Origin of the sequence: Agrobacterium tumefaciens, from assembly GCF_009649785.1 — a bacterium.
Taxonomy (GTDB): Bacteria; Pseudomonadota; Alphaproteobacteria; order Rhizobiales; family Rhizobiaceae; genus Agrobacterium; species Agrobacterium tumefaciens.
Map to the genome: position 1 here is coordinate 178,915 of NZ_WJOK01000003.1, position 25,703 is coordinate 204,617.

21 protein-coding genes are annotated in these 25,703 nt (G+C 60.5%); 11 read left to right on the top strand and 10 right to left on the bottom strand.

Annotated elements, in window-relative coordinates:
- Positions 1–187: 187 nt before the first annotated feature.
- The 7 genes from GH784_RS04615 to GH784_RS04645 all read right to left on the bottom strand — a co-directional run bounded on the left by GH784_RS04615 (position 188) and on the right by GH784_RS04645 (position 8,334).
- The gene (locus tag GH784_RS04615; RefSeq protein WP_111802269.1) at positions 188–3,043 is read right to left on the bottom strand and encodes a condensation domain-containing protein; all 2,856 of its coding nucleotides are present in this window, start codon (positions 3,041–3,043) and stop codon (positions 188–190) included.
- Positions 3,044–3,112: 69 nt separating this feature from the next.
- A complete protein-coding gene (locus GH784_RS04620; protein ID WP_038494938.1) occupies positions 3,113–3,391 on the bottom strand; it encodes a phosphopantetheine-binding protein in 279 nt (92 codons plus the stop codon).
- Positions 3,384–4,223 (bottom strand): siderophore-interacting protein, encoded by an 840-nt coding sequence (locus tag GH784_RS04625; RefSeq protein WP_038495885.1) that lies wholly within the window; start codon positions 4,221–4,223, stop codon positions 3,384–3,386. The genes GH784_RS04620 and GH784_RS04625 overlap by 8 nt, the downstream gene beginning before the upstream one ends.
- Before the next feature lie 232 nt (positions 4,224–4,455).
- The gene (locus tag GH784_RS04630) at positions 4,456–5,409 is read right to left on the bottom strand and encodes an ABC transporter substrate-binding protein (RefSeq protein ID WP_019566926.1); all 954 of its coding nucleotides are present in this window, start codon (positions 5,407–5,409) and stop codon (positions 4,456–4,458) included.
- Positions 5,410–5,432: 23 nt separating this feature from the next.
- A complete protein-coding gene (locus GH784_RS04635) occupies positions 5,433–6,497 on the bottom strand; it encodes a FecCD family ABC transporter permease (protein ID WP_019566927.1) in 1,065 nt (354 codons plus the stop codon).
- Between the two features lie 11 nt (positions 6,498–6,508).
- Positions 6,509–7,522, bottom strand: coding sequence for a FecCD family ABC transporter permease (locus GH784_RS04640; RefSeq protein WP_065705810.1), 1,014 nt, complete (start codon positions 7,520–7,522; stop codon positions 6,509–6,511).
- Positions 7,519–8,334, bottom strand: coding sequence for an ABC transporter ATP-binding protein (locus GH784_RS04645; protein WP_065658486.1), 816 nt, complete (start codon positions 8,332–8,334; stop codon positions 7,519–7,521). The genes GH784_RS04640 and GH784_RS04645 overlap by 4 nt, the downstream gene beginning before the upstream one ends.
- 200 nt (positions 8,335–8,534) lie before the next feature.
- Between GH784_RS04645 and GH784_RS04650 the strand changes: the two genes are divergently transcribed.
- Positions 8,535–9,836: an NtaA/DmoA family FMN-dependent monooxygenase gene (locus tag GH784_RS04650; protein ID WP_065658487.1), complete on the top strand. Its 1,302-nt coding sequence runs from the start codon at positions 8,535–8,537 to the stop codon at positions 9,834–9,836.
- A gap of 2 nt (positions 9,837–9,838) precedes the next feature.
- Here GH784_RS04650 and GH784_RS04655 read toward each other — a convergent pair whose 3' ends face one another.
- Positions 9,839–10,615, bottom strand: a complete 777-nt coding sequence (locus GH784_RS04655; protein ID WP_065705812.1) for an IclR family transcriptional regulator — start codon at positions 10,613–10,615, stop codon at positions 9,839–9,841.
- A gap of 271 nt (positions 10,616–10,886) precedes the next feature.
- On the opposite strand from GH784_RS04655, the gene GH784_RS04660 reads away from it, so the two are divergent.
- On the top strand, positions 10,887–12,989 hold the full coding sequence (locus GH784_RS04660; RefSeq protein WP_065705816.1) for a TonB-dependent receptor: 2,103 nt from the start codon (positions 10,887–10,889) through the stop codon (positions 12,987–12,989).
- Between the two features lie 88 nt (positions 12,990–13,077).
- On the opposite strand, the gene GH784_RS04665 is transcribed toward GH784_RS04660, so the two are convergent.
- Positions 13,078–14,265, bottom strand: a complete 1,188-nt coding sequence (locus tag GH784_RS04665; protein WP_003518112.1) for an acyl-CoA dehydrogenase — start codon at positions 14,263–14,265, stop codon at positions 13,078–13,080.
- Positions 14,266–14,361: 96 nt separating this feature from the next.
- Between GH784_RS04665 and GH784_RS04670 the strand changes: the two genes are divergently transcribed.
- From GH784_RS04670 to cml, 9 genes are all read left to right on the top strand, one after another.
- Positions 14,362–15,288: a LysR family transcriptional regulator gene (locus tag GH784_RS04670; protein WP_003518111.1), complete on the top strand. Its 927-nt coding sequence runs from the start codon at positions 14,362–14,364 to the stop codon at positions 15,286–15,288.
- 128 nt (positions 15,289–15,416) lie between these two features.
- Positions 15,417–16,484 carry a LacI family DNA-binding transcriptional regulator gene (locus GH784_RS04675; protein ID WP_153793218.1) on the top strand — a complete coding sequence of 356 codons (1,068 nt, stop codon included), beginning with the start codon at positions 15,417–15,419 and terminating at the stop codon, positions 16,482–16,484.
- Positions 16,481–17,503, top strand: coding sequence for an ABC transporter substrate-binding protein (locus tag GH784_RS04680; protein ID WP_003518109.1), 1,023 nt, complete (start codon positions 16,481–16,483; stop codon positions 17,501–17,503). Before GH784_RS04675 ends, GH784_RS04680 begins: the two co-directional genes overlap by 4 nt.
- A gap of 169 nt (positions 17,504–17,672) precedes the next feature.
- Positions 17,673–18,500: an ABC transporter permease gene (locus GH784_RS04685; protein WP_003504739.1), complete on the top strand. Its 828-nt coding sequence runs from the start codon at positions 17,673–17,675 to the stop codon at positions 18,498–18,500.
- On the top strand, positions 18,497–19,276 hold the full coding sequence (locus tag GH784_RS04690) for an ABC transporter permease (RefSeq protein ID WP_003504740.1): 780 nt from the start codon (positions 18,497–18,499) through the stop codon (positions 19,274–19,276). Before GH784_RS04685 ends, GH784_RS04690 begins: the two co-directional genes overlap by 4 nt.
- Entirely contained in the window at positions 19,269–20,294 is a 1,026-nt protein-coding gene (locus tag GH784_RS04695; RefSeq protein WP_003504741.1) for an ABC transporter ATP-binding protein, read from the top strand. The genes GH784_RS04690 and GH784_RS04695 overlap by 8 nt, the downstream gene beginning before the upstream one ends.
- Positions 20,295–20,296: 2 nt before the next feature.
- A complete protein-coding gene (locus GH784_RS04700; RefSeq protein WP_003518107.1) occupies positions 20,297–21,217 on the top strand; it encodes a nucleoside hydrolase in 921 nt (306 codons plus the stop codon).
- A complete protein-coding gene (locus GH784_RS04705; RefSeq protein WP_065705821.1) occupies positions 21,214–23,007 on the top strand; it encodes an adenine deaminase in 1,794 nt (597 codons plus the stop codon). Before GH784_RS04700 ends, GH784_RS04705 begins: the two co-directional genes overlap by 4 nt.
- Positions 23,008–23,220: 213 nt before the next feature.
- Positions 23,221–24,411 carry a CmlA/FloR family chloramphenicol efflux MFS transporter gene (cml, locus tag GH784_RS04710; RefSeq protein WP_025595074.1) on the top strand — a complete coding sequence of 397 codons (1,191 nt, stop codon included), beginning with the start codon at positions 23,221–23,223 and terminating at the stop codon, positions 24,409–24,411.
- Between the two features lie 74 nt (positions 24,412–24,485).
- Here cml and GH784_RS04715 read toward each other — a convergent pair whose 3' ends face one another.
- Positions 24,486–25,658, bottom strand: a complete 1,173-nt coding sequence (locus GH784_RS04715) for a M20 aminoacylase family protein (RefSeq protein ID WP_065705843.1) — start codon at positions 25,656–25,658, stop codon at positions 24,486–24,488.
- Between the last annotated feature and the right edge of the window lie 45 nt (positions 25,659–25,703).

A 25,703-nucleotide genomic window follows, 5' to 3' on the forward strand; every position in this document is an offset into this window, starting at 1 on the left:
TTATGCAAAACCCTGCCTGATGGGGTGACATGCTGTCCTCCCACCCAACGTCATCCTTGGGCTTGTCCCAAGGATCCAGTGGGGACAGGCCCGAGCATGACGGAAGAGAGCTTTCCGGACATTTGTTAAAAAGCAAAACCCGGCGCCGCCATGCGGAGCCGGGTTTATTGCGAAGCCTGGCCAGCACTCAGGCTAGCGTGGTCAGCACACGGCCCGAAGCGCCTGCTTCGGCGAAACGGCTGAAGACGCCGCTGGTGGTCGTGCGCAGCCGGTCGACATCCTCGGGGCCGTAGCGGTCGGAGCGGTAGCTCATCAACACGCGGATGGAGCGTTCGCCGCCAATCGTTTCTTCCATTACCTCGAATTGCAGCCCCAGCATGGATTCGTGCTTGTCGGGATCGATCTGCCGGAACTCGACGGTTTTGCCGTCCGGCCCTGAAAGCGTGCCGTTCAGCTTGTTCTTGGCGTGGATCTGGATGAATACCTCGAACAGATGGTCGCGGCCGGGCGTCATGCCGAGCGCCTCTTCGACGAGATCGATTGGAATTTCGCTGTGTTCCAGAGAGCCATTGACCGTGTTCTTCACCGAGGAAATCAGTTCGCCGACCGTCATCTCCTCGCGGAAACGCACACGATGGGCAACGACCGTGGTGAAATAGCCGATCGTATCGAAATAGCCGCTGTCGGTGCGCCCGGACGCCGATGTGCCGACCACGAGATCGCTCAGCCCGCCCAGATGGCGCAGCGACGCGGCGATGGCGGCATAAACGACGTTGAACAGGGAGGCGCTGTTCTGCTTGGCGATGGCGTAAAGTCCGTCGCTGACGTGTTTTTCCAGCTTGAACTCGATCCAGCCGCCCGCCGGCGCCTCGTCGTGTGCAGCATCTGTCGGCGTGCTGTTCTGTCCGGTAAGGACCAGGCCTTTCGGTGCGTCCCGCAGCATATCGGTCCAGTAGGCAAGGTGGTCGCCGTTGACGCCGGATGCCACCTGTTTTCTGGCGAATTCATGGAAGGGTGCGGGCTTGCTCGCAAAGACAGGGGCCTTGCCCGTGGCTCTTGCCCTATAGGCTTCGGTCAGCTCGTCCATCATCAGGTTCACCGACCATTCGTCCAGCACAATATGGTGGAAGAGGAAAGAGAGCACCTGGCCGCCGGTTTGGGGATTGCGCAGGAAACGCAGCCGCATCGGCAATTCGCGGGCAAGGTCGAACCGCCAGGACGCTTCCGTATGCCGGTCCACGCCTTCGCTTTCCTCACTCGTCCAGAACCACTTATAGCCGGGCAGGTCGTGCATCGGCACGATCTTTTGCAGAACCGTCCCATCTTCGACGTAAAAATGGGTTCGCAGGCCGGGATGACGCTCGATAATATCGAGGAATGCACATTCGAAAGCGCTCTCATCCACCGGATCGAGGAAATCGAGCGCGAAGGGGATGTTGAAAATCTCGCCGAAACCGAAGGCGGCATAGGCTTTCCAGAGCGACATCTGCGCAAGAGAAAGCGGTGCCGTCAGCGAGCCGGTCGCGGTTGCTTCCGCCTGTGCAGGGGCGGCGGTTTCGAGACGCGTCGCCTGTTTTGCGAGCGATGCGGCGGTGGGATAGCTGAACAGGTCGTTGAAACGCAGCTCGATGCCGTGATTGCTCAAAAGGCGTCCGATGATGCGGGTCGCGATCAGCGAATGGCCGCCAAAATCGAAGAAATCGTCATCCGGTCCCATGTCTGTCGACGCAAGCGCTTCGCGGAATTCGGCAAGAATTGCCGCGGCAGTCTCGTCGTCGCTGGAGCGGGAGGCGGCGGGCAGGGATGCTGCAGCCTCCGGCCCTGCGGACGAGGTTTGATGCGTAATGCCGGAAAAATCCGCACCGCCTTCGAGATGGGCGATGAAACGCTCCAGCAGAAATGCCGTCGCATGCGGCGAGGCCTCCTTGCCGCCGGTCAGTTCCAGACGGATGTGGCCATCAACCGTGCTGCCAGCAGCGAGCGTCAGGCCAAGGCCGGACTGGAGAGAGGGGAGTGGCAGGCGCTCGAACCGGAGCCGCTCGACGGATGAGGTTTCAGCCGATGTTGGCAGGGTCTGAAGCGTGAAGGTGGCAACCTCGTCGTTGTGTTCGCCATGTCGGGCCAACCCAGCCAGCACGGCTTTTTCGGCCTCCTGCGGCGACTGGCTACGTGAGATCGAGACGCGGGCGACCGCATCTGCCGGAAGCGGCAGGCCGGCCTCGTTCCCGGGTTGCAGGGGCAGGCGCAGGGTAACAGTGTCGAGATCGCCATTGGTCGCCAGAAAAAGCGCGAAACGGGCACCGGTGCGTGCCAGAAGCGCGTCCGGTGCGGCCGAGCCGTTTGGGTCGAGAAGGGCAGCCGGAAGATCGACGCCGTGGCAGTGGCTCGCCGGCTTGGTCCCGTTATTTCGGAGAGAGACGACGGGCGTGCCGGAGGCCGGTCCTTGCAGCCAGGGGAGCGGAACTGGATTGACGATGGCGTTTTCGGTGATGCGTGGCGAAAGCGGCTTTGGTGCCTCGCCAGCATAGGCTGCGGCAATAGCGCCCAGCAAAATCTGCGGTGAGAGGGATTCACCAAGCAGGCCATGCACCAGAAGCGCCAGCAGTACCTCTCCTTCGCTCAAGAGCACGATGGCCTGAAACGGCGGATCGATTTCCGCGTCGAACGGGCTTGCCTGAAGGTCGTGCAGAAGGGCCACCGCTTCGTCTTTCGATGCCGTCTGAAACAGTTGCACGAGAGATGCCGAAGGGGCCTCTACGCTCTTGGCAAGGGTGCCGTCTTCTCCAAAGGAAAACCGCACGCGCAGTTCGGGCCATGCCTCGCAAACCGTCTCCAGTGCCGATGTCAGGCGCAGAAGGTCGCTCTCGCCGCCGATGCGGTAGGTGAGAATATGCCGGAAGACCTGATCGGGGTCCTGAAACTGCTGGAACCAGACCCGCTCCTCATATTGGCTTGGCTGCGATCCGCTCCGTGGGGCTTCGTCCGCATTGTCGAAGGTTTGTTCGATGCGGCGCGCAAGCATGCGCGAATTATCTGCTGCCATGGTCCTCTCCTTGGAAGTATAATGTTGAGGTAGGTCGCGCTTGGCGGGGAAAGTCCCCTCTTGCGGGGATCAGCAGCCCGCGCGCGACTGCTCGATCAGCGCCTGCCAGGCGGTAAGCGTGGGCTGACGGGCGAGATCGTCATAGTGAAGTCGCGTGCCGGCGAGCTGCGAAAGCGGCGGGATCAGGCGCATGAGAGCGAGGGAGTGAAGTCCGCAGCCGAACAGGTTGGCGTTCGGGCCGATATGCCCCACCTCATCGTCCAGAACCTTGGCGAGATGGGCTTTGAGTTCCGTCGTCATCATGTCCGCCTCCAGCTTGCCAGCCGCCGCGATTGCCGGTTCATTCATCGAAATGATCGTGAACGCCGCTTGCTCCGCGCCGCCAGTAGCCGGAAGCGCGCGTCCATTTGGGGTTCGCGCCGTACTCGCCGATCAGGATTGCGCGCAGGTCTTTCGCCGCTTTCGATTCGCAGGCGACCCAGCTGAAGAAATCGCCCTCAGGCAGTTCAAGCGTACGCAGCGCCTCCGTCAGGGCGTCGTGATCGGCGCCGCCCGCGGCCTCCTGCGTTACCCAGATGATCGACGCGTCAGCTTTCGTGGCGAGGTCCAGGCGATCAGCCTCCGTCTCAACTTCGATCAGGGCGACGACGCGGGTGCCCTTGGGCATTTCTTCCAGTCGCCGTGCAAGGGCGGGAAGGCCGGTATCGTCGGCAATCAGCAGATGCCAGTCGAAGGTGAAGGGAATGGTGAACGAGCCGCGCGGGCCTGCAATCCATGCCTTGTCACCCACCCTGGCGGATTTTGCCCAGTTGCTGGCGGGGCCATCATGGTGCGTGGCGAAATCGATGGCGAGTTCACCCTTCTCGGCATCGAAGCTGCGCGGCGTGTAATCGCGTGCGAGCGGGCGCGGCGCGCCTTCGGGAAATTCGAGGCCGTTCGGGCCGATCACCGGCAGGTTAGGTTCGGTTTCGCCGGGAAGCGGGAAGAACATCTTGACGTGGTCGTCAAAACCGAGACTGGCAAAGCCTTCAAGCTCAGGCCCGGTCAATACGATGCGCACCATGGACCGGCTGAGTTTTTCCACCCGGGCCACGTCAAGGCAGCGTAGCTTGACGGCGTAACGATGGCGTTTGGGGGTCCGGTCCTGAACGCCGGTTTCAATGCTTTGTGCAATGCTCATGTTGCTGTCTTCCCTGGGATATCGCCGATGGGGATCGGCAGTTTCGCTGTCCCGGATCGGCATGCCGGACAATCGCGCACCGGAGTTTTCCGGCGGGAGATCCGACGTCGTTGTGTCAAGATGCGCGAACCATAACAGGCGGTTCCGGCGGTCGCAATATAAGTTTCTTCAAAAACTCAAGTTTATGTCCGGCGCATGGTTTGCGCCGGAATTGCGCTTGTCGAAAAGGCGTTTAACGGCGGCCTGCCCAGCTTTCCACCGCGTCCAGCGTGTGCAGCGCGCTTGGGATGGACGGCGTCGTGACCCGGCTGGAATCGAGAAAGATGATCCGGCCGTCACGCGCCGGTTTGACGAAGCGTTCCCAGCCGGGAATGATTTTTTCGAGTGCGGCGCGCGTTCCGGCTTCGCCTCGGGCGGGGCTGTTATAGCTGTTCATCACCACCAGCAGATCAGGGTTGAGCTTGCCAAAAGCCTCGGCACTGAGCGGCATCGTCAGGGTGGAACCCAGCCCACCCGACGAGGTGGCGTTGTCGATTTTCAGCCGTGCGTAACCCAGATCCTCGAGCGCCTGCACCGCACCGGACATATCGCCGACCGCGTTGATCTGGTCGGTCAGCAGAATTGCGAGATAGGTCTTGCCTTTTGCGTCTTCGCCGAGTGCTTTTTTGACGGTGGCGAGTTTCTCGTCATAGGTCTTCCGGCGCTCGGCAAAAGCGTCACTTCTGCCAACGAGACCCGAAAGATTCTCTTCGACGCTGAAGCCATAGGTGTGGCCAGTGCTTACCTTCTGCAGATAGACGGGCGCGACGGTGGAAAGCTGCTCGGCCTTGCCGCTGTCCATTTCCGTGGCGACGATCAGGTCAGGTTGCAGCGCTCTCAGCTTTTCCAGATCGATCTGACCCACCGCGCCGAAACCTTTCGGTTTCGTGCGGCCTTCACCGAGAACGGTGTCGATGAAATCAACGGCAGTGGCGAATTTGCCGTCGCTGTTGCGGCCATAGGCGCCTACCACGTTGGCGCCAAGATCCATCAGCGGCACGCCCAGCAGCGGTTCGTGCATGACGACAATGCGCTGCGGCTGCTCGGGGATGGAGACCGTGCGGCCGGCGGCATCGGTGACGGTTCGCTCTGCGGCAAGGCTGCTTCCGGCGGTCAGAAGTGCTGCTACGAGGATGGCAAATCGCATGGCATACCCTTTGTTCAATTTCTTCAGTGGCGGTTAGTTCTGCGCAGCGCCTGCAGGCGCAGCGTGAGGATGAAAAGCGGCACGCCGATCAGCGTCAGCGCAAGGCCTATCGGCATCGGCGTATCGGCCACCAGCCCACGCGAAAGCGTATCGGCGGTCACCACCAGAATGCCGCCCGTCAGCCCCGACAGGAAAAGCCTGGCGCGACCGACGGCGGGCGACAGGAAGGTGGCGAGATGCGGGGCGATGACGCCGAGAAAGGTCAAGGGGCCGACAGCGGTGACGGAAGCGGAGCTGAGGATGACCGCAAAAACGATGACGAGCGGGCGCGAACGTTTGACCGTTTCGCCGAGCGCCATGGCCATCTCGTTACCGAGATCAAATACTGCAAGCGCCCGGCCGATGAGGAAAATGCCCACAAGGCTGACCGCGAAAAGAGGCGCGAACACGAGGATGATCGGCCAGCTCGCCTGAAACAGCGAACCCGCCATCCAGTCTGCAAGCGACAGCGATGTTTCCGTTGGTGTGTAGAGCAAAAGCACTGATGAGACTGATGAAAGGGCGGATTCGATTGCGATGCCCATCAGCAGGATGGCGAGCCCGCTGGAACGTTCGCGCCCCACGAGCGCGATGAGCAGGAAAGCTACCGCAAGGCCGCCGCCGACGGCCGCAAGCGCCACCATGGTCTTGGGCGCCGCCGGCACCAGCACCAGAAGCAGCATTATGGTGGTCATTGATCCCTGGCTCAGACCGAACAGGCCGGGATCGGCAAGCGGATTGCGGGCGACCGATTGCAGCATGGCCCCGGCCAGCGCAACGCTCCATCCGGCCATGAAACCAAGCAGGATGCGCGGCAGCCGTACCGTCCACAGCGCATAGGCCTGATCGTCGCTCAAATGCCCGCCGGCAACGCCGTGCAGAAGGTCAATGAGACCGGTCTGTGTATTTCCGAGACTAATGGAAATGGCGGCCAGCACCAACGCCAGCAGGATCAGTGCAAGGCCGGCCTTTAGGTTGCCGATGCCGATCTGCATCCCGCTCGGCAGCCGCAGGACCGCTTTGCCATCGGTGGCCAATTGCCTTTTCATGACAGCCCTCTTCATGACAGTTTATTGGCCGAAGGTGAAAGATAGAAGCGCTTGACTATGACGATGAAGACGAGGCCGCCGAGCAGGTCCATGAACAGTCCGGTATTGACCACATACGGCCTGAACAGGGTTTGCGCGCCCAGATCGGCCAGCACGCACAGAATCGCCCCGACAAGGGCTGAAGCGGGCAAAGCGAGCGTGAAATTCACCCCGACCAGCGGCCGGACCATATGCGGAACGATGAGGCCGACGAAGCCGATGGGACCGCAGATGGCCACGGCCGAGCCGGACGCCAGCATTGTGGCGAAAAGTGCGATCCGGGAAACGCGCGTGACGTTGACGCCGGCGGAAGCGGCTTTTTCCGCACCCAGCAGTACCAGCGTCAGCGGGCGGGCAACCGACCAGAGCATCACCATCGCAATGGCGCCAATCCACCAGAAATCGGTGAGGCGCTCGGCATAGACGTGGTTGATATTGCCGCCGACCCAGCTCAGGAATTCGGCGCGACGTGTGGGGTTTGACAAAAGGAGGGCATTGGTGATGCCGATCAGCAGCATGGAGACAAGCGCACCGGACAGGATGAGCGACAGGCCGCGCGGATCGTTTGACCGCCCGGCCAGCCGGGCAACGAGGAAGCAGGCGCCAAAGCCGAAGCCGGCGCCGATAAGCGCGATGAGCCCCTGTATTTCGGGAGAGAAATCGAACACCAGCGCACCGGCGACCACAAAAAGCGTCGCACCGGCATTCAGGCCCAGGGTGGAGGGCGAGGCGAGAGGATTGCGGGCAAGCCCCTGCAGCACGCAGCCACTGACGGCCGTGGTGGCGCCGACATAGATCGCAATCAGTGAGCGCGGGATTTGCTGATAGAGGAGAACCGACTGTTCATAGGTTTCGGCCTCGCCGTGCACGAGCGTCGTCGCGATTTCGGCAAGTGGCAGGTCGCCAGTCATCAGCACGAAGTTGGTGACGAGAACAACGGCCAGCAAGATCGCGGCGGCAAAGATCAGCATTATTTTAGATGTCATGCCGGAATGGCCTGTTCCTGCCGCTCCAGCCGCGGCACGCAGATGAGCCGCCCCTGCCGGGAAAATATGTCGGCCTCGAGATCAAAGACGTCGGCCACATTGGCTGATGTGACGGTATTCGCAACAGGCCCGGAGGCGAGAACCCGTCCGGCTTTCAGCATGATGACGTCGTCGGCGAAGGTTGAGGCGAGGTTGAGATCATGCAGCACGACGATAACAGTTTTGCCGTGCCTGTCCGTCAGTTCGCGCACGAGGCTGAGGACGGCATATTGATATTTCATGTCGAGATGGTTGACCGGCTCGTCCATCAGGATCACCTCCGTGTCCTGAGCGAGCACCATGGCGATGAAGGCGCGCTGGCGCTGGCCGCCGGACAGCGTGTTGACCTGCGCCCTGGCCTTGTCTTCCAGCCCGACGGTCTTCAGCGCTTCGGCAAAAAGCGCCCGGTCGCGTTCGGAGGGACCGCCGCCAAGCCCGTAACGTGCATAACCCGCAAGCTCGATCAATTCGCCAAGCGTCATATAGTCAGGGCAATGGCATTCCTGCGGCAGATAGGAGATGCGGCGGGCGAGTTCGCGGCGTCCGATCGCGCCGATCAGGCGGTCACCGAGGCTTATCCTGCCTGATGATAAAGGCACGAAGCCCATGATGGTCTTCAACAGCGTCGACTTGCCACAGCCGTTGGGTCCGACCAGCGCTGTGACGCGGCCGGTTTGAAAGCGGGCAGACAGGCCCTGCAATACGGCGATGTGTCCGTAACTCGCATGAAGGTCCGTGGCATCAAGCACCGGATTACAACTCCTGTTATTCATAGGGCCATGCGTCGACTCGACGCACGTCCTACCTAAGCTGTTGAATTCACATATCGAACTTGCGGAAATCGGGTTCTGTACCGGCAAGCGCGACAGGCTGGTCTTGAAGCGACACTAAACTATAGTAAAATTCTCCACAAATCGAAATTTGCCGATTCACATCGCGGATTTCGTGATGATTTTTTCATTCGAGGTGTTTCATGTCAGTCGCGCTCAAGCTTCACGTCGGCATGTCGCTGGCGCCAACCTGGCTCAGCGGCGAGGCATGGCGGCGTCAAGACAGCGGTATAGACGGGGTTTTCTCCAGCGATTATTTCGTCGATCTTGCAAAGCGCGCCGAGGCTGCGCATGTGGATTTTGTCTTCCGGCCCGACACGCTGTTTCTGCGCACTGAGGGGCTGGAGACCGGCGGCGGATTTGCGAGCATGGACCCGAACATGCTTCTGGCCGCCATCGCACGGGAGACCAGCCATGTCGGCCTGTTATCCACGGTTTCAACGACATTCCTGCCGCCTTATGTGATTGCCCGCCAACTGCAATCGCTGAACTGGCTGAGCAATGGCCGGGCGGGATGGAACATCGTCACGGCGCTGGACGGCCACGAAAATTTCGGCCTGAAAGAAATGCCATCGCCACAGGAGCGTTATGAACGCGCCGCCGAGTTCACGCAGGTAGTACAGCAGCTCTGGGCGAGCTTTCCCAACGAGGCGCTGAAGCTGGACAAAGAGAGCGGGCGTTTTGCAGATCCGTCGCTGGTCCAGCCAATCGCGCATGAAGGAAAGCACTTCAGCGTCAAAGGCCCGCTCAACCTGCCGGCCCATTCCAGCCGTATTCCACTGGTGCAGGCTGGAGCTTCCCCCGAAGGCCGCGATTTCGCAGCCTCCGTTGCGGATGCGGTCTTCGCCTCGACGCCGGATATGCAGGCGGCAATCGAGCTTCGGGCGGATTTACGGCAAAGAGCGGAGCGGCATGGGCGCTCACCGGATGTGGTGAAGCTGATGCCGGGTCTCAGTCTTTATCTGGCGGACACCAAGAAGGAGGCGCTGGAGCTATTTGCGGAGACCCACGCAAGGGCCAACCATGGCCGCATATTTGCATCCATTCAAAATCTGACGGGTCTTGACCTTTCCGACTGGTCGCTCACGCGGATCGTCACCCCTTCTGACTTGCCGCCGCCGCCCGAGACACCGAGAAGCCGCACCCATGCCAATCTGCTCCGCCGGTTGATCGAACGGGAAACGCTGAGCGTTGCCGAATTGTTGCGGCGACCGGAAGTGATGGGGTCGGGCCATTGGCAGATCATCGGCACGGTTGAGGATGCTTTTGAAAGCATCCGCGAATGGGTGGCGGCCGGCGCGATAGACGGCTTTGTCGCGGTGCCCGGCGGTTCGGTCGCGTCGATGCGGCTGGTGCTGGAGCGGCTGCTTCCGAGGCTCGGCGATGCCGGGCTGTTCCGCACCGCCTATTCCGGCAGCACCTTCGCCGACCACCTGGCCGGATAGGTTTACGAGCCGCCGGATTCTGCCGTCGCCTTTCCGGCCGCTTCAAGAAGCTGCGGAAAGTGCCGCTCGGTCTCGGCGGTCGCGAGGAAAGAAACGGTGGTGACGACGCAACAGATTTCGCCCTGTGCGTCGAAAACCGGGGCGGCCTTGCCGGTCAGGGCGGAGAACAGGTGTTCGTTGAGTTCCGCCCCGCCTGTCTCACGAATGGCGTGCAGGACTTTAGCGTCTGGGCGGGACCCGCGAAAGGCGGGCGGCTGCAGCTTGCGCACCGGCGCTGTCCTATCCGGTGGCAGATAAGCCTGAAAAAGCAGCCCGCAGGCGCTGTTATCCAGCGGTAGAACATCCCCCAGCGCCACGGTGCTGATGGAGAAGCTGGCACTCCTGTGCCACTGCACCACGGTCGGGCCGCGATCGGTCCAGATCGCCACGCCGCAACTGGCGCCGATCTGCGAGGCCAGTGCTTTCATCTGTCGACCGGCGGTTTCGACCGGATTGATTCGTCTGAGCGCGCTGACGCCTATCGAGAGCGCGGTTGGGCCGAGGTCGTAGCTGCCGGTTGCAGGGTCCTGTGCCACCAGTCCTTCCCGCACGAGGCTTTGCAGGTAACGATGAGCTGTGGAACGGCCTGTGCCGGCGCGTTTGGCGAGTTCGCCCAGTGCAAGCGCCCCGTCCGATTTTGCCAGAAGGTCGAGAAAACGGGCAGCAATAGAGACCGACTGAATGAGGGCAGAGCGCTTCTCTCCGTCGTTTTCAGGCAGATTGTCCGGCTCGTCATCCATGGCGTCCAAGTCGCTCCCCGATTTATGTCGTGAACATGCCTAGCGCATCCGACCGGAAATCGGAATCGATTTCTGAGTTATTTCAACGCCTTCCCCTTGAGGCGGGGAGTTACATGACAACGGCCAGTCGATAAACTTTGTTGTAAATATGGCACATCCCGTTACGGAACCCTATCCGTCCACAATACGGAACGCATTCTCTATTGCGAAACGGATAACGCTTCCGTTACTTGAATATGACTTTGATACTCATGTTTATTAGGGGTGTGTTATGGGGTTTCGTTCTAGCGGCCGTTTGATGGGCGGGGTCAGCGTTTTGACGCTGGCCGCCCTGTTTGTGACGCCGATTTTCGCCCAGGAGCAACAGGTCGAGGCCTCGGGAACGACCGTTCTCAAGCCGATTGTGGTGACCGGCGAAAAAGTCGCGCGCGACATGAAGAACACGGCGTCTTCCGTCTCGGTCAAATCCAGCGATGAACTGAAAAAGGAAAAGACCGGCGATCCAACCGTCTCAGACGCGATCAAGGACATTCCAAACGTTGTTTATACCGACAATGTCAGCGCCCCGATCATTCGCGGTCTCGACACGCAGGGACCGAACACCGGAGCAACGGCGTTCTTCGCCGGCACCGTGCCGCGCGCCACGATCAATGTCGATGGTCACTATCTCGGTTATAACGAGTTCATCTATGGCGCGACGTCCATCTGGGATGTCGAAAGCATCGAGGTCTTCCGTGGGCCGCAGACCACATCGCAGGGCGCTAACGCCATTGCCGGCGCCATTCTCGTCAATACCAAGGACCCGACGTTTACGCCGGAAGCAAGCTATCAGGCCGAAATCGGGAATTATCACCAGAAGCGGGCGTCCTTTGCGGTCTCAGGCCCGTTGATCGAAGACGAGCTGGCGGCGCGTCTGGCAATCGATTATTCGGGTCGCGATACCTTTATCGATTACATCAATTCCGGTTTTGCCCACGCAGGCACCAACCAGGATTTCAAGGAATTCAACGCGCGTTTCAAGCTTCTGTGGGAACCGCCGGAAATTCCGGGCCTGACGACCAAGCTGACTTATTCCTATAACGCCGCCAACCGGCCGAGTCAGGAAGCGGCGTCGCGTCCTTTCGAGGATCTCAACCACGTCACCACCACCATGCCGAGCTGGAGCCAGAATACCCACACCGGTATTCTCGACATCAATTACGACTTTGAAAACGGCGTAAAACTCTTCAACCAGACGCAATTTTCCGCCTCAGACGCGCGCCGCAGGGTGGGTGTGGTCAATAATGGCGACGCCAATATCGATCAGAAGAATGTGTCCCACGAGACCCGTGTGACCTTCGGTGACCAGGAAGACGTTCTGAGTGGCGTCGCGGGCATCTATTACGCCCATACGCAGGCCGATGAAATTCTCTATCTTCTGAACCCGGCAAACAGAAGAACCCTTTCGACATTTGACGATACCAAGGACAATCTCGGCATTTTCAGCGAGTTGAGCTACCGTCTGACCGACCAGTGGACGCTTACCGGCGGCCTGCGTTACCAGACCGATCGTATTCAGCGCGCGGGCCGCTCCGTCTATTCCAACGTCGCGGTTGATTTTGACGAGACCTTTTCCGAATTGCTTCCCAAGGCCTCGCTTGCCTATGCGATCAACGATGACTGGACCGTTGGCGGCATGATCAGCCGTGGTTACAATCCCGGCGGCATATCGCTGAACATCTCGTCGGGCCAATGGTTGCCCTTCGAGAAGGAAACCATCTGGAACTACGAACTCTACACCCGCGCGAAGTTGCTGGATGACAGGCTGACGCTCAACAGCAACCTGTTCTACATGGATTACAAGAACGCCCAGTACAATATTCCGGTCGTTATCTCGTCAGGCATTACTCAATCCTACACCATCAATGCGCAGAAAGCGCATGCCTATGGTCTGGAAGTCGGCGCCGACTATCAGGTTCTCGACAATGTGACGCTGAAGGCAAGTGCCGGCGTGCTGAAGACCGAAATCGACCAGATTTCCAGCAATGCCAGCTATGCAGGCAATGAATTCGCGAAATCGCCTGGTTACATGTTCAGCATCGGGGCAAGCTGGGATGTGACCGACAAGTTCACCGTCTCGGGTCAGGTGCGTCATATCGATGGTTATTATTCCGATACGGCCAACACGGCTGCCTATGCGATCGACCCCTACACCATCGCCGATGTGCGTGCGAGCTACAAGTTCCAGGAGGAGATGGAGGTCTACGCTTACGTGAAGAACGTCTTCGACGAGCGTGCGCCGACCTATATGCAGCAGAACCGCGGCATTGGCGGCATCGAGGCCAGCATGACCGAACCGCGCATGTTCGGCATTGGTGTCAGAGGCACGTTCTAAGCGATTGCCTGAACCGGAAAAGTAAAAAGGCCTTCGAAGTGATTTTCGAAGGCCTTTTTTTCATGAAGGAAATGATGCGGAGAAGGTCTCAGAAAAACGCCTGAATGCCCGTCTGCGCCCGGCCGAGGATCAGCGCGTGAACGTCGTGCGTGCCCTCGTAGGTGTTGACCGTTTCGAGGTTCTGGGCGTGGCGCATCACGTGGTACTCGATCTGGATGCCGTTGCCGCCGTGCATGTCGCGGGCCTGGCGGGCGATATCCAGCGCCTTGCCGCAATTGTTGCGCTTGATGATGGAGATCATTTCCGGCGCCATTTTGTGCTCGTCCATCAGGCGGCCGACGCGCAGCGATGCCTGGAGGCCGAGAGCGATCTCGGTCTGCATGTCGGCGAGCTTTTTCTGGTAAAGCTGCATGCCGGCCAGCGGCTTGCCGAACTGCTTGCGGTCGAGACCATATTGCAGGGCGCGGAACCAGCAATCTTCCGCAGCGCCCATCACTCCCCAGGAAATGCCGTAGCGGGCGCGGTTGAGGCAGCCGAACGGGCCTTTCAGGCCGGAAACATTCGGAAGCAGCGCATCTTCGCCCACTTCCACGCCATCCATGACGATCTCGCCTGTTATGGAGGCGCGCAGCGAAAGCTTGCCGCCGATCTTCGGTGCAGACAGACCCTTCATGCCTTTTTCCAGCACGAAGCCGCGAATCTGGTTGTCGTGGGCTTCGGATTTCGCCCAGACGACGAAGACATCGGCGATGGGCGCATTGGAAATCCACATTTTCGAACCACGCAGGCGATATCCGCCGGCGATCTTTTCGGCGCGGGTCTTCATTCCGCCCGGATCGGAGCCGGCATCCGGTTCGGTCAGGCCGAAACAGCCGATCAGCTCGCCGGAGACGAGGCCGGGCAGGTATTTCTTCTTCTGTTCGTCCGAGCCATAAGCGAAGATCGGATGGATGACGAGTGAGGACTGCACGCTCATCATCGAGCGATAACCGCTGTCGATCCGCTCCACCTCGCGGGCCACGAGACCATAGGCCACGTAGCTGGCATTTGCGGCGCCATATTCTTCCGGCAGGGTGACGCCCAGAAGGCCGGTGCGGCCCATCAGGCGGAACAGTTCCGGTTCGGTGGTCTCAGAAAGATAGGCCTCGGACACACGCGGCATAAGTTCCGATTTGCCGAAGGCTGCGGCGGCGTCGCGGATCATCCGCTCGTCGTCGGTCAGTTGGTCTTCCAGCAGAAAAGGGTCCTGCCAATTGAATGCTGCGCGTTCGCTCACGTTATGCCTCCGGATTTGCTGGCCGGATTATTCGTGTTAGCCCCTGATGGCACAAGCCATGTTTACTCATTTTTGCATTACATATAGTAATGGCTCATGACGTCTCTCAGCCGCAAACTCCTGCCCTCCACCAGTGCGCTTGCCGCCTTTGATTCCGTTGCCCGGCTTGGCAGCTTTTCAGCCGCTGCGGATGAACTTGCCTTGACGCAAGGGGCGATCAGCCGTCAGGTTATGTCACTGGAAGAACAGCTTGGCGTGCGCCTGTTCGAGCGCGGCGCGCGTGGTGTGTCACTGACGACCGAGGGTGGTGCTTACGCGAAATCGATTGCCGCAGCCCTTGGCGAGATACGTGCCGCCTCGTTGCAGATCATGACCAAAACGCATGGCAACACGCTCAATCTAGCGATGCTGCCGACATTCGGCACCCGCTGGCTTCTGCCGCGCATTCCTGATTTCGTCTCCAGTCATCCGGAAATCACCATCAATTTCGCCACCCGCATCGGCCAGTTCGACTTCGAGCGTGAGCAACTGGATATGGCGATCCACATCGGGCAGGCGGATTGGCCGGGGGCGGAAAGCACCTTTCTGATGCATGAGATGGTTGCGCCGGTATGCAGCCCCGAATTCCTGAAGGCGCATCCGGTCGAAAAGGGTGAGGACATTGCCGGCCTGCCTCTGCTGCACATGGCCTCGCGGCCGGGTGCCTGGAGCCACTGGTTCGAGAGCCTCGGCCATTCGCTTGCCTTGCCGCAGGGCATGCGGTTCGAGCAGTTTTCCAGCGTGGCACAGGCCTGTATCGCCGGACTTGGCGTGGCTTTGATGCCGCTTTTCCTGATCGATAACGAACTGAAATCGCGGCAACTGGTGAAAGCCTACGATCATCAGGCCAAAAGCCCGAGTTCCTATTATGCGGTCGCGCCGCTATCCCGAGCCAACCACGTTCCAGTCGTGCTGTTTCGCGACTGGCTGGTACGGCAGGTCGAGGCCTATCGTGCGGCTGGCAATCTGCCACTGGAAAAATAAGCGCACTTTTTTCGGGCACTTAGGTTTCGTGCCTCGATTTTTGCCCGGTTTTGTCTCTGGCCGGACTCGACACGACGGTTTTGGTCGATTATCGTGATTAAACGTTTAATCAGCCCTTTCGGACCATCATGGCGTCTTCACGGCCTGCCACCAATCTGAGCGCGATAGCAGCGGCACTCGGCGTGTCGGTTGCAACCGTGTCCAATGCGCTGTCGGGCAAGGGCCGTGTTTCGCCGGAACTGGTGGAGCGCATCCGCAAGACCGCAAGCGAACTTGGTTATGTGCCGAGTTCCGCGGGCAGGGCGCTGCGCACCGGCAGGTCAGGAGTTCTCGGGCTGGTGCTGCCGGATATCGCCAATCCACTCTTCCCACAGATCGCGCAGGCCATCGAAAAGGCAGCCGTCAATGCCGGTTATGGTGTTTTGATCGCCGACTCCCGCGGCGAGATCGCCATGCAGACGGACGCCATCAACCGGCTGATCGAGCGTGGAGTGGATGGCATGGTCGTCGTTCCCCGCCGCGGCACGCGTATCGCGGATGTCGATTGCCCGGTGGCGGTGATCGACAGCCCCTCGACGCCCGGAAACACCGTAGCCGCTGACCACTGGGATGGCGGCCGGCAGATCGGCGAATATCTGGCAGCCCTCGGACACGACAAGGTGGTGCTGATCGGCAAGAACCGCGACTCAAATGTGCAGAACGACCGCCGCGGCGGCATTCGCGATGGTCTGGGCAAGGCCTGCGTCACAGAGACGCTGTGGGTAGACGCCATTGAAAAGGTGGATGGTGCGGGTTGCCGTCTCGGCCTTACCGAAAAGGTGAGGGATGGTTTCACTGCCTTTGCTGCCGTATCCGACCTGCATGCGTTGCGCGCGCTCACTGAATTGCAGCGCGAGGGCATCGAGGTGCCGGAAGAGGCGAGTGTCACCGGCTTCGACGATCTGATTTTCTCCGCCGTGGTGACGCCGCCGCTGACGACGATGCGCATGGATATGCGCCGCATCGCCGATCTGGCCGTGGATGCGCTGTTGCGCGCGATCGATGGCGAGGCGGGCATCGAAAACGGCATAGCTGCCGAGGTCACGGCAGAAATCTCGAAAGTACCGATGGCGCTGATCATGCGCGGCTCCACCGGCGAAAAAAAGCATGATGCGATTGAAGCCAAAAACACGACAGCAGGAGAACTCACACCATGAAAAAAATCATTCTTGCATCGGGCACCGCCCTGATGCTGACGATGGGTGCCGCGCAGGCGCAGGACAAGACGCTGACGATCTCGGTCTACGCCTTCGCGCAGGACGAATTCAAGGAACTGGTCTATACACCGTTCGAAAAGCAATGCGGCTGCAAGCTGGTCGTCGAGACCGGCAACAGCGTTGAGCGCCTCGCCAAGATGGAGGCCAACAAGGCCAATCCGGTGGTCGATCTCGCCATTGTTTCCATGGCGGATGCGCTTTCCGCCACCCGCAAGGACCTGATCCAGAAGATCGATGCCGCCAAGGTGCCGAATATCGGCAAGCTCTATGACATCGCCAAGGATCCGAATGGCGACGGCATGAGCGTCGGCGTCAATTTCTACGCCACGTCAATCGTTTACCGCACAGACAAGATGAAGATCGATAGCTGGGCCGATCTTTTGAAGGACGGCATCGTCGACCACGTCGCTTTCCCGAATGTCACTACCAATCAGGGCCCGCCGGCGCTTTACATGCTGGGCAAGGCCATCGGCAAGGATACGCCTGATCTCTCCGGCGCTATCGAAGCCGTGGGCGAAAAGAAGGACGATATCGTCACGTTCTACGTGAAATCGTCGCAGCTGGTGCAGCTCATGCAGCAGGAAGAAATCTGGGCCGCCCCCATCGGCCGCTTCTCCTGGGCGCCCTTTACCAAGCTCGATCTGCCGCTTGCCTGGGCAACGCCCAAGGAAGGCCAGACCGGCGGCATGAACGTGCTCGTGGTGCCGAAGGGCACGAAGAACGAAGATCTGGCACTGCAGTTCATGGATTTCTGGCTCTCGACCGACGTTCAGAAGGCGCTGGCCGAAAAGCTCGTGGACAGCCCCACCAACAAGGAAGTCAAGGTGTCCGACGAGGTGGCGAACAATATCACCTATGGCGACGAAACCGCAAAAAGCCTGCAGCTCATTCCTTCCGCCGTGACGCTCGACAACCGTGACAAGTGGCTGTCGGAGTGGAACGCCAAGGTCGGCCAGTAAGTCCTTATCAAGGTTTGGAATGGGGCATTTAAAACGTCCGAAAGGGCGGCTCCATTCCCGGAAAAGCGGTTTGGTCGTCCCCTGACCGCTTTTCCACCTCTCAATTCCGCAAGCTGGCCATGACCGCTTGCAGTAACAATCGGCCGCAGGCCGTTCAGGGAATAAAGCGATGTTTCAGAACCGGGCCGAAGCGCTGGCGCTTGCATTGCCCGCCGCTATTTTCGCGGCGGCGGTCTTTCTTGTGCCGGTCTTCATGCTTCTGTCGGAGGGCTTTCACACCACTGACGGCTGGACATTGTCCGCTTACGCCGATTTCTTCTCCGATCCGCTGAACAGGGCGGTTTTCCTGCGCACCCTGAAGCTTGGCGCGCTCGTCACCATTGTATCTGCGGTGGTGGGTTATGCGGCGGCTTTCGCCATCGTCAATCTGTCGCAGGGCGCGAAAGGACATGTCGTCAATCTGGTCGTCTTGCCGCTGATGATCTCGCCGGTTGCCCGAACCTATGCCTGGATCGTCATTCTCGGCAGAACCGGCATCGTCAACCAGGCGCTTCAGGCGGTAGGACTGAGCGATGCGCCGATCCGTATACTGTTTTCCGAAACGGCTGTTTTCATCGGCCTTCTGCAATTGTTCCTGCCATTGATGATCATTTCCCTCATCAGTGCGCTGGAGAATATGCCCAAGGATACGATCGCAGCCGCCCGCGTTCTCGGCGCAAACTGGCTGCAGGTGTTCTGGAAGGTCATCCTGCCGCTCACCAAGGAGGGGCTTGTTGTCGGCGGCACGCTGGTCTTCACCGGTTCGCTCACGGCCTATATCACGCCGGCCATTCTCGGCGGCTCCAAGGTGCTGATGCTGGAAACCCTGCTCTATCAGCAGGTGACGGTCTCCAACAATTTCGTCGCCGCCAGCGTCATCGCCTTCATCCTGATCGTCATGAGCTTTGCCGCCAATATCCTGCTGAAGCGCATCGCCACCGCAAGGAACAAGAAATGACCCGGCAGCTCTTCATTCCGCTCACGCTCCTGCTCGTTGTCGGCTTCCTGATCGGGCCGTTCCTCATCATCGTTGCGGCCTCGTTTTCGGCCGGCGACACGCTCGCCTTTCCGCCGCAGGGCTTTTCACTGAAATGGATCGCGAAGGTCTTCACCGTCGAAAGTTTCCGCGAAAGCTTCGCGATGTCGATGTTCCTTGCCATCGGCGGCACATTCACGGCGCTCGTCCTCGGTATTCCCGCTTCCTACGCCATGTCGCGCTACAAGCTGCCCTTTGCGGAAACCGTGCGCACGATCGTTTCGGCGCCGATCATCGTGCCGGGTATCATCGTCGGTCTGGCGCTGTTGCGCTATTTCGTCGTGCCCTTCGGCATCGGCATCACGCTTGCCCTGTTTCTCGCGCACACGGCGCTCATCCTGCCCTATGCGGTACGGGTGGTTTCGGCCAGCCTCAACAATCTGCGTTCGGATATCGAGGAGGCGGCGGTGCTGCTCGGCTCGTCGCGGTTTGGCGCATTTTTCCGTGTGGTGCTGCCCAATATTCGCGGTGGTATCCTGTCGGCCTTCATCCTCGGTTTCGTGACGAGTTTCAATCAGGTGCCCGTGTCGCTGTTCCTGTCGGGTCCGGGCGTGCGCACGTTGCCCATCGACATGCTGGGCTACATGGAAATCGTCTTCGATCCGTCTGTCGCTGCACTCTCATCGCTGCTCGCCTTCCTTTCCATCGGCATCGTCTTCCTGGCCGAACGTTTTCTGGGGTTCTCCCGTTATGTCTGACGCAAATTACCTTTCGCTTCAAAAAGTCTCGCTCGCCTACGGCAACAGCATCGCCGTCAAGGATCTCGACCTCGATATCCGCAAGGGTGAACTTCTCGCGCTGCTCGGTCCTTCCGGCTGTGGCAAGACCACCACGATGCGCGCCATTGCCGGGCTGATGCCGGTGGCGGGCGGGCGCATCGATCTCGACGGCGCCGATATCACCCGCGTCGCCGCCAACAAGCGCGCTGTCGGGCTGGTGTTTCAGTCCTATGCGCTGTTTCCGCACCTGACGGTTTACGAAAACGTGGCCTTCGGCCTCAAACTCAAGGGCATGAACGGCAAGGCGCTTGATGACAAGGTCGCCTCCGGCCTGAAGTCCGTGGGATTATCGAACTTCGCATCGCGCAAGCCGGCCGAGCTTTCCGGCGGCCAGCAGCAGCGCGTGGCGCTGGCGCGCTCCATGGTCATGGAGCCGAAGGTGCTGCTGCTCGATGAACCGCTCTCCAACCTTGATGCGCGCCTCAGGCTTGAAATGCGCACCGAATTGCAGCGCGTGCAGAAGGAAACCGGTGTGACGATGATCTTCGTCACCCATGACCAGATCGAGGCGCTCGCACTGGCCGACCGTATTGTCGTCATGAAGGGCGGCAAGATTGAGCAGATCGGTACGCCGGAAGAGATCTATAATGCGCCGGTTTCCGCCTTCGTGGCGGATTTCGTCGGCTTTGAAAATATCTTCGCGCTGGAAGGCGGCGCGTTGAAAACCGAAAACGGCACAACACCGCTTACCGGACCAGTCCCTTCAGCATCTGGACTGGCCTGGCGGCCGCGCATGGTCACCCTTGGTTCAGGTCCTTTCCAGGGAACCGTGCGCGGCACATCCTTTGCCGGAAATACCCGTGAGTACCTGCTGGATACGCTGCTTGGTCCCATCAAGGCGGAGACCGACGCTGCGCTGACCGCCCATACGATCGGTGATACGCTCGCCTTCGACCTTCCGGTCGAAAAGGCGGCAAGCCTCAAGGTGTTTGGCTGATCATGGGTGTGTGGATCGATACTGATATGGGCTTTGACGATATCGCCGCCATCATGGTGGTGCAATCGGCAGGCCTTGCCATAGACGGCATTTCGCTGGTCTTCGGCAATGCGACGCTGGATGTTGTCTGCAGCAACGCCGCAGGCGCGGTCGCCGCCTTCGGCTGGTCCATGCCGCTCCATCAGGGCCGTGCCAAACCCGTCCTTGGCGCGCTCGAAACCGCACAATGCATTCTGGGTGACAGCGGCATTCCGACCGTCGGCCGTAGCCTGCCGGATGCCCCCGCTTTGCCGCAAAGCGACGCTTTCACTGCGCTGTGCGGCTGGCTTGAGGGGGCAGGCGAAAAGCGTATCCTCGCGCTCGGCCCGCTTACCAATATCGCCGCCCTTTGCCTTGCCCGGCCCGATCTTGCCGCGAAAATTTCCGATCTGACCTGGATGGGTGGCGGCGTGACGAGCGGCAACCACACCGCATCTGCCGAATTCAACGCCTTTGCCGATCCGGAAGCGCTGGCCATCGTGCTTTCCCATGACCTGCCGCTGCGCATGGTCGATCTGGACGCCTGCCGCAAGGTCACCGCCTCGCCAGCCGATGTGCTGCCGATCCGAAATGCTGGCGGCAAAAACGCCGGCCTGATTGCCGACCTGTTGGAAGGTTTCATCGGCATCGCCACGAGACGCGGCAGACCGGCCATGGCGCTTTACGATCCCGTTGCCGCTGTCGGCTTCACCTCCGAGCTGCTTGGCTGGCGCCATACGCGGATCGATGTCGAGCTTCACGCGGCGCTAACGCGCGGGCGAACGGTGGTTGAGCCGCGTGCCGACAAGGTTGCCGCCTTCAACGCGCATTTCGCCGACACCGTGAATGCCGAAGCGGCAAAGGCTGCGGTTCTCGAGGCGTTGCGCCGCGAGGCTGCCCGATGAGTGCACAATCCCCGATACGCGAGCCGGTCGATCTTAACGACGATGCGCTGCGCGCCCGCGCGGTTGCCGCTGCGCGCGGCGATGCGGCTTTCGATGTTCTCATTACCGGCGGAACGCTGGTGGATGTGGTGACGGGGGAGATTCGCGCCGCTGATATCGGCATTGTCGGTCCGCTAATCGCCAGCGTTCACGAACCGGCAAGCCGCAGCGATGCTGCGCAGCTCGTCGACGCGTCGGGCGCCTTTGTCTCGCCCGGCCTGATCGACACGCATATGCACATCGAAAGCTCGATGATAACGCCCGCTGCCTATGCGGCAGCAGTGGTTGCCCGCGGCGTCACGACTATCGTCTGGGACCCGCATGAATTCGGCAATGTCCATGGTGTCGAAGGGGTGCGCTGGGCGGCGAAATCCATCGAAAACCTGCCGCTGCGCGCCATTCTGCTTGCACCCTCCTCAGTGCCATCAGCACCGGGGCTGGAGCGCGGCGGCGCTGATTTCGATGCCGGAATTCTCGCTGATATCCTGTCATGGCCGCAGATTGGCGGGGTTGCGGAAATCATGAACATGCGCGGCGTCATCGAACGCGATCCGCGCATGAGCGGCATCGTACAGGCCGGTCTTGTCTCGGAAAAGCTGATCTGTGGCCATGCGCGCGGCCTGAAGGACGCCGATCTCAACGCCTTCATGGTGGCAGGCGTTTCTTCCGATCACGAGCTGGTCTCGGCTGAAGACTTGATGGCGAAGCTTCGGGCGGGGTTGACCATCGAGCTGCGCGGCTCGCACGATCATCTGCTGCCGGAATTTGTGGAGGCGCTGAATGCGCTCGGCCACCTGCCGCAGACGCTGACGCTCTGCACTGACGATGTTTTCCCGGACGATCTGTTGCGGGGCGGCGGGCTGGATGATGTGGTGCGCCGCCTTGTCCGTTATGGCCTGAAGCCGGAATGGGCGCTGCGCGCCGCAACACTGAATGCTGCGCAAAGGCTTGGCCGTGCCGATCTCGGCCTCATCGCCGCCGGTCGCCGTGCCGATATCGTCGTTTTCGAGGATTTGAGTGGTTTTTCACCCCGTCATGTCTTGGCCGGTGGCAGGGCGGTTGCGGAAGCCGGGCATATGCTCGTCGACATTCCAGCCTGCGATGCGGCGGCGCTCGAAGGCTCGATGAAGCTGCCGCTGCGCGCAGCCGATGATTTCCGGGTTGCCTGCGAGGGCGCAAGGGTGCGCCTTGCCACCATCGACCGCCCACGCTTCACGCAATGGGGCGAGGTGGAAGCCGAGGTGAAGGATGGTTTCGTCGTTCCCCCCGAAGGCGCCACGATGATTTCCGTCACCCACCGCCACGGCAAAGCCGAGCCAGTTACCAGGACCGGCTTCCTTACCGGCTGGGGACGCTGGAACGGCGCCTTCGCCACCACCGTCTCGCATGACAGCCACAACCTCACTGTCTTCGGCGGTAATCCCGAAGACATGGCGCTGGCCGCCAATGCGGTGATTGCGACAGGCGGCGGCATGGCTGTCGCCTCTGAGGGTAAGGTGACCGCGCTTTTACCCCTGCCGCTCTCAGGCCTCGTTTCCGATGCGCCGCTTGAAGACGTGGCACAGGCTTTAGAGGAATTACGCACCGCTGTCGGCAAGGTGGTGGAGTGGCAGCCGCCCTATCTCGTCTTCAAGGCCTGCTTCGGCGCCACGCTCGCCTGCAATATCGGCCCGCACCAGACGGATATGGGCATTGCCGATGTGTTGACGGGACGGGTGATGGAAAGCCCGGTGATTGCGGTGGTGGGGTAAACCAGGGTCGAGCGTTGCCAAAAAGCCGGCATATTGCTAAATCCAACCCCTGTTTACCTGTCGCTCTATATGGATGTTGAACATGGGTGCCTCGAAGTCATCAGATAAGTAAGCCGCAACGACGATATTTCGTTGTTGCGGCGTTCTGTCGAACGATCCCTGTTTCTTCGGGCAGACGCCGCCAAATGTCCTCATTTGAGCGGATCAATTCTAATGTCTATTCCAACTCCCGTTTGGGGGAGATCGCTGTTGGCAGCAATGCTGCTCATGGCTCCCTTTGATATTCTCGCCTCGCTGGCCATGGATATTTACCTGCCGGTCGTCCCCATCATGCCGGAAGCCCTCGGCACGACACCGGTGGTGGTTCAACTCACGCTCACCGTTTACATGGTGATGCTCGGCCTTGGGCAAATCGTGTTTGGCCCCATCTCCGACCGCATCGGCCGCCGGCCCGTCTTGATCGGCGGTGCCCTGCTGTTCGTCGTGGCCTCGTTCTGCCTCGCAGCTGTGACAACGGCGAGCGCCTTTATCGTTTTCCGGTTCCTTCAGTCGGCTGGAGCGGCGGCGGCATTGGTCGCCACTTTCGCCACCGTTCGCGACGTCTATGCGGATCGTCCAGAAGCAACGACGATATACGGAACGTTCAGCTCCATTCTCGCATTCGTCCCGGCACTCGGTCCGATTGTCGGGGCGGTCATCGCCAATGAATTCGGCTGGCGTGCCATCTTCGTCACCCTGGGCGCGGCAGCTTTCATTGCGACGGTTGCCGCAGGGATGAACTGGAGCGAAACCCGACCGGCGACGGCAACGATGTCACGCCCATCGCCTTTGCGCATGTTGGGCAGTGGTCGCTTCTGGACCTATACGCTTGGGTTCAGCACTGCCATGGGAACGTTTTTCGTATTCTTCTCCACCGCTCCGCTCGTCATGATCGGCAGGGCAGGTCTCTCCGAGGTGGAGTTCAGCCTGGCTTTTGCAACCGTCGCAATCGCAATGATCGTTACCACCCGTTTTGCGAAGTTTTTCGTTGCCAGATGGGGTGTGCAGGGCAGTCTCGTGAGGGGCATGGCCCTGTTGTTGGTGGGGGCGTTTCTGTTCACTGCAGGTGAAGTCGGGGCGGTTCCGTCATTTTTGACGTTTATCGTACCGATGTGGGTCATGGCGGTCGGAATCGTTTTTACGGTTTCAGTCACCGCCAATGGCGCGCTGGAGGAGTTCGGGCACATGGCTGGAACAGCCGTCGCCTTCTATTTCTGCATTCAAAGTCTGTTTGTGGGAATAGCGGGCACCTTGGCTGTCGTCATTCTGCCGGGTGATGCGGCATGGCCGGTGATCGCCTATTCATCGATCATGGCCTGCCTTGTCCTGACGGCGCTATATTTGTTGAACCGCCGGAATATCTGAGCGAGAAAGCCGGGCAGCGCGTCTGCCGCTGCCCGGCTTTTCAGATTTGGGAATGCAAAAAGTGGCTTTCGGCCTTATTCCGCCGCCAGTTCCTGCTCCACCAGTGTTGCCCAGAAAGCGACGCCGGGAACGATTGCCGCGTCGTTGAAGTCGTAGGAGGTGTTGTGGTGCAGCGCGCCATCCACCGCCGGGCCGTTGCCGAGCCAGACGTAGCAGCCGGGGGCTTCGCCCGCGAAAAAGGCGAAGTCGTCGCCGGCGGTCGAGGGCGGGAAGGCGGTGCGGGATTTGTTGCCGAAGACGGTCTTGGCGGCTCGCAGCGCCCGTTTCGTCGCATCGGCATCGTTGATGACGGGCGGAATGCGGCGGATGAATTCATAGCTTGCCTCGATGCCGAACATCGCCGCCGTACCCTTGGCGAGCCTGCCGATTTCCGTTTCAAGCTGGCTGCGCACCTCAGGCGCGTAGGCGCGTGCGGTGCCGCCGATTTCGACGATATCGGGAATGACGTTGAGCGCCTTGGGGTCACCCGCCTGCACCGAGCAGGCGCTGACGACGGCAGGTTGCAGCGGATCGACGACGCGGCCGACGATGCTTTGCAGCGAAGCGAGGAAGGTGCCCGCCGCCGTTACCGGATCGCGGCCGAGATGCGGCTTGGCGCCGTGGGTGCCAATGCCCCTGAAGGTGACGCGCCAGCTATCGGAAGAGGCAAGCTGCGGTCCTTCCACCACGGCCATTTCGTCAATGCCAAGCCCCGGCATGTTGTGCAGGCCATAAACTGCATCGCAGGGAAACAGGTCGAAAAGCCCGTCCTCAACCATTTTCTTGGCGCCGCCACGGCCTTCCTCGGCCGGCTGGAAGATGAAATGGACGGTGCCGGAAAAATCGCGGGTACTGGCGAGATAACGCGCAGCGCCCAGCAGCATGGCGGTGTGGCCGTCATGGCCGCAGGCATGCATCTTGCCGGGGAACTTCGATTTATAGGGCCGGTCGGGAATTTCCGGCATGGCCAGCGCATCCATGTCGGCGCGAAGACCGATGCTGCGGGTGCCGTTGCCCACCTGCAGCGTGCCGACCACGCCGGTGCCGCCCAAGCCGCGATGCACCTTCACTCCCGCCCTTTCGAGAAGATCGGCGACGATGGCGCTGGTTCTCTCCTCTTCAAAGCCCAGTTCCGGATGGGCGTGGAGGTCGTGGCGAAGCTCCGTCAGGAATGGCAGGTCCTCGCCGATGCGGTCCAGCAGTCTCATGGGTAGCTTGTCCTTGAATATGGGGAAAACCCACGCCATAGGTGG

Coding starts and splice junctions, on each gene's coding strand:
- GH784_RS04615 (WP_111802269.1), bottom strand. CDS start 3,043: ATGGCAGCAGATAATTCGCGCATGCTTGCGCGCCGCATCGAACAAACC.
- GH784_RS04620 (WP_038494938.1), bottom strand. CDS start 3,391: ATGAATGAACCGGCAATCGCGGCGGCTGGCAAGCTGGAGGCGGACATG.
- GH784_RS04625 (WP_038495885.1), bottom strand. CDS start 4,223: ATGAGCATTGCACAAAGCATTGAAACCGGCGTTCAGGACCGGACCCCC.
- GH784_RS04630 (WP_019566926.1), bottom strand. CDS start 5,409: ATGCGATTTGCCATCCTCGTAGCAGCACTTCTGACCGCCGGAAGCAGC.
- GH784_RS04635 (WP_019566927.1), bottom strand. CDS start 6,497: ATGAAAAGGCAATTGGCCACCGATGGCAAAGCGGTCCTGCGGCTGCCG.
- GH784_RS04640 (WP_065705810.1), bottom strand. CDS start 7,522: ATGACATCTAAAATAATGCTGATCTTTGCCGCCGCGATCTTGCTGGCC.
- GH784_RS04645 (WP_065658486.1), bottom strand. CDS start 8,334: ATGAATAACAGGAGTTGTAATCCGGTGCTTGATGCCACGGACCTTCAT.
- GH784_RS04650 (WP_065658487.1), top strand. CDS start 8,535: ATGTCAGTCGCGCTCAAGCTTCACGTCGGCATGTCGCTGGCGCCAACC.
- GH784_RS04655 (WP_065705812.1), bottom strand. CDS start 10,615: ATGGATGACGAGCCGGACAATCTGCCTGAAAACGACGGAGAGAAGCGC.
- GH784_RS04660 (WP_065705816.1), top strand. CDS start 10,887: ATGGGGTTTCGTTCTAGCGGCCGTTTGATGGGCGGGGTCAGCGTTTTG.
- GH784_RS04670 (WP_003518111.1), top strand. CDS start 14,362: ATGACGTCTCTCAGCCGCAAACTCCTGCCCTCCACCAGTGCGCTTGCC.
- GH784_RS04675 (WP_153793218.1), top strand. CDS start 15,417: ATGGCGTCTTCACGGCCTGCCACCAATCTGAGCGCGATAGCAGCGGCA.
- GH784_RS04680 (WP_003518109.1), top strand. CDS start 16,481: ATGAAAAAAATCATTCTTGCATCGGGCACCGCCCTGATGCTGACGATG.
- GH784_RS04685 (WP_003504739.1), top strand. CDS start 17,673: ATGTTTCAGAACCGGGCCGAAGCGCTGGCGCTTGCATTGCCCGCCGCT.
- GH784_RS04690 (WP_003504740.1), top strand. CDS start 18,497: ATGACCCGGCAGCTCTTCATTCCGCTCACGCTCCTGCTCGTTGTCGGC.
- GH784_RS04695 (WP_003504741.1), top strand. CDS start 19,269: ATGTCTGACGCAAATTACCTTTCGCTTCAAAAAGTCTCGCTCGCCTAC.
- GH784_RS04700 (WP_003518107.1), top strand. CDS start 20,297: ATGGGTGTGTGGATCGATACTGATATGGGCTTTGACGATATCGCCGCC.
- GH784_RS04705 (WP_065705821.1), top strand. CDS start 21,214: ATGAGTGCACAATCCCCGATACGCGAGCCGGTCGATCTTAACGACGAT.
- cml (WP_025595074.1), top strand. CDS start 23,221: ATGTCTATTCCAACTCCCGTTTGGGGGAGATCGCTGTTGGCAGCAATG.
- GH784_RS04715 (WP_065705843.1), bottom strand. CDS start 25,658: ATGAGACTGCTGGACCGCATCGGCGAGGACCTGCCATTCCTGACGGAG.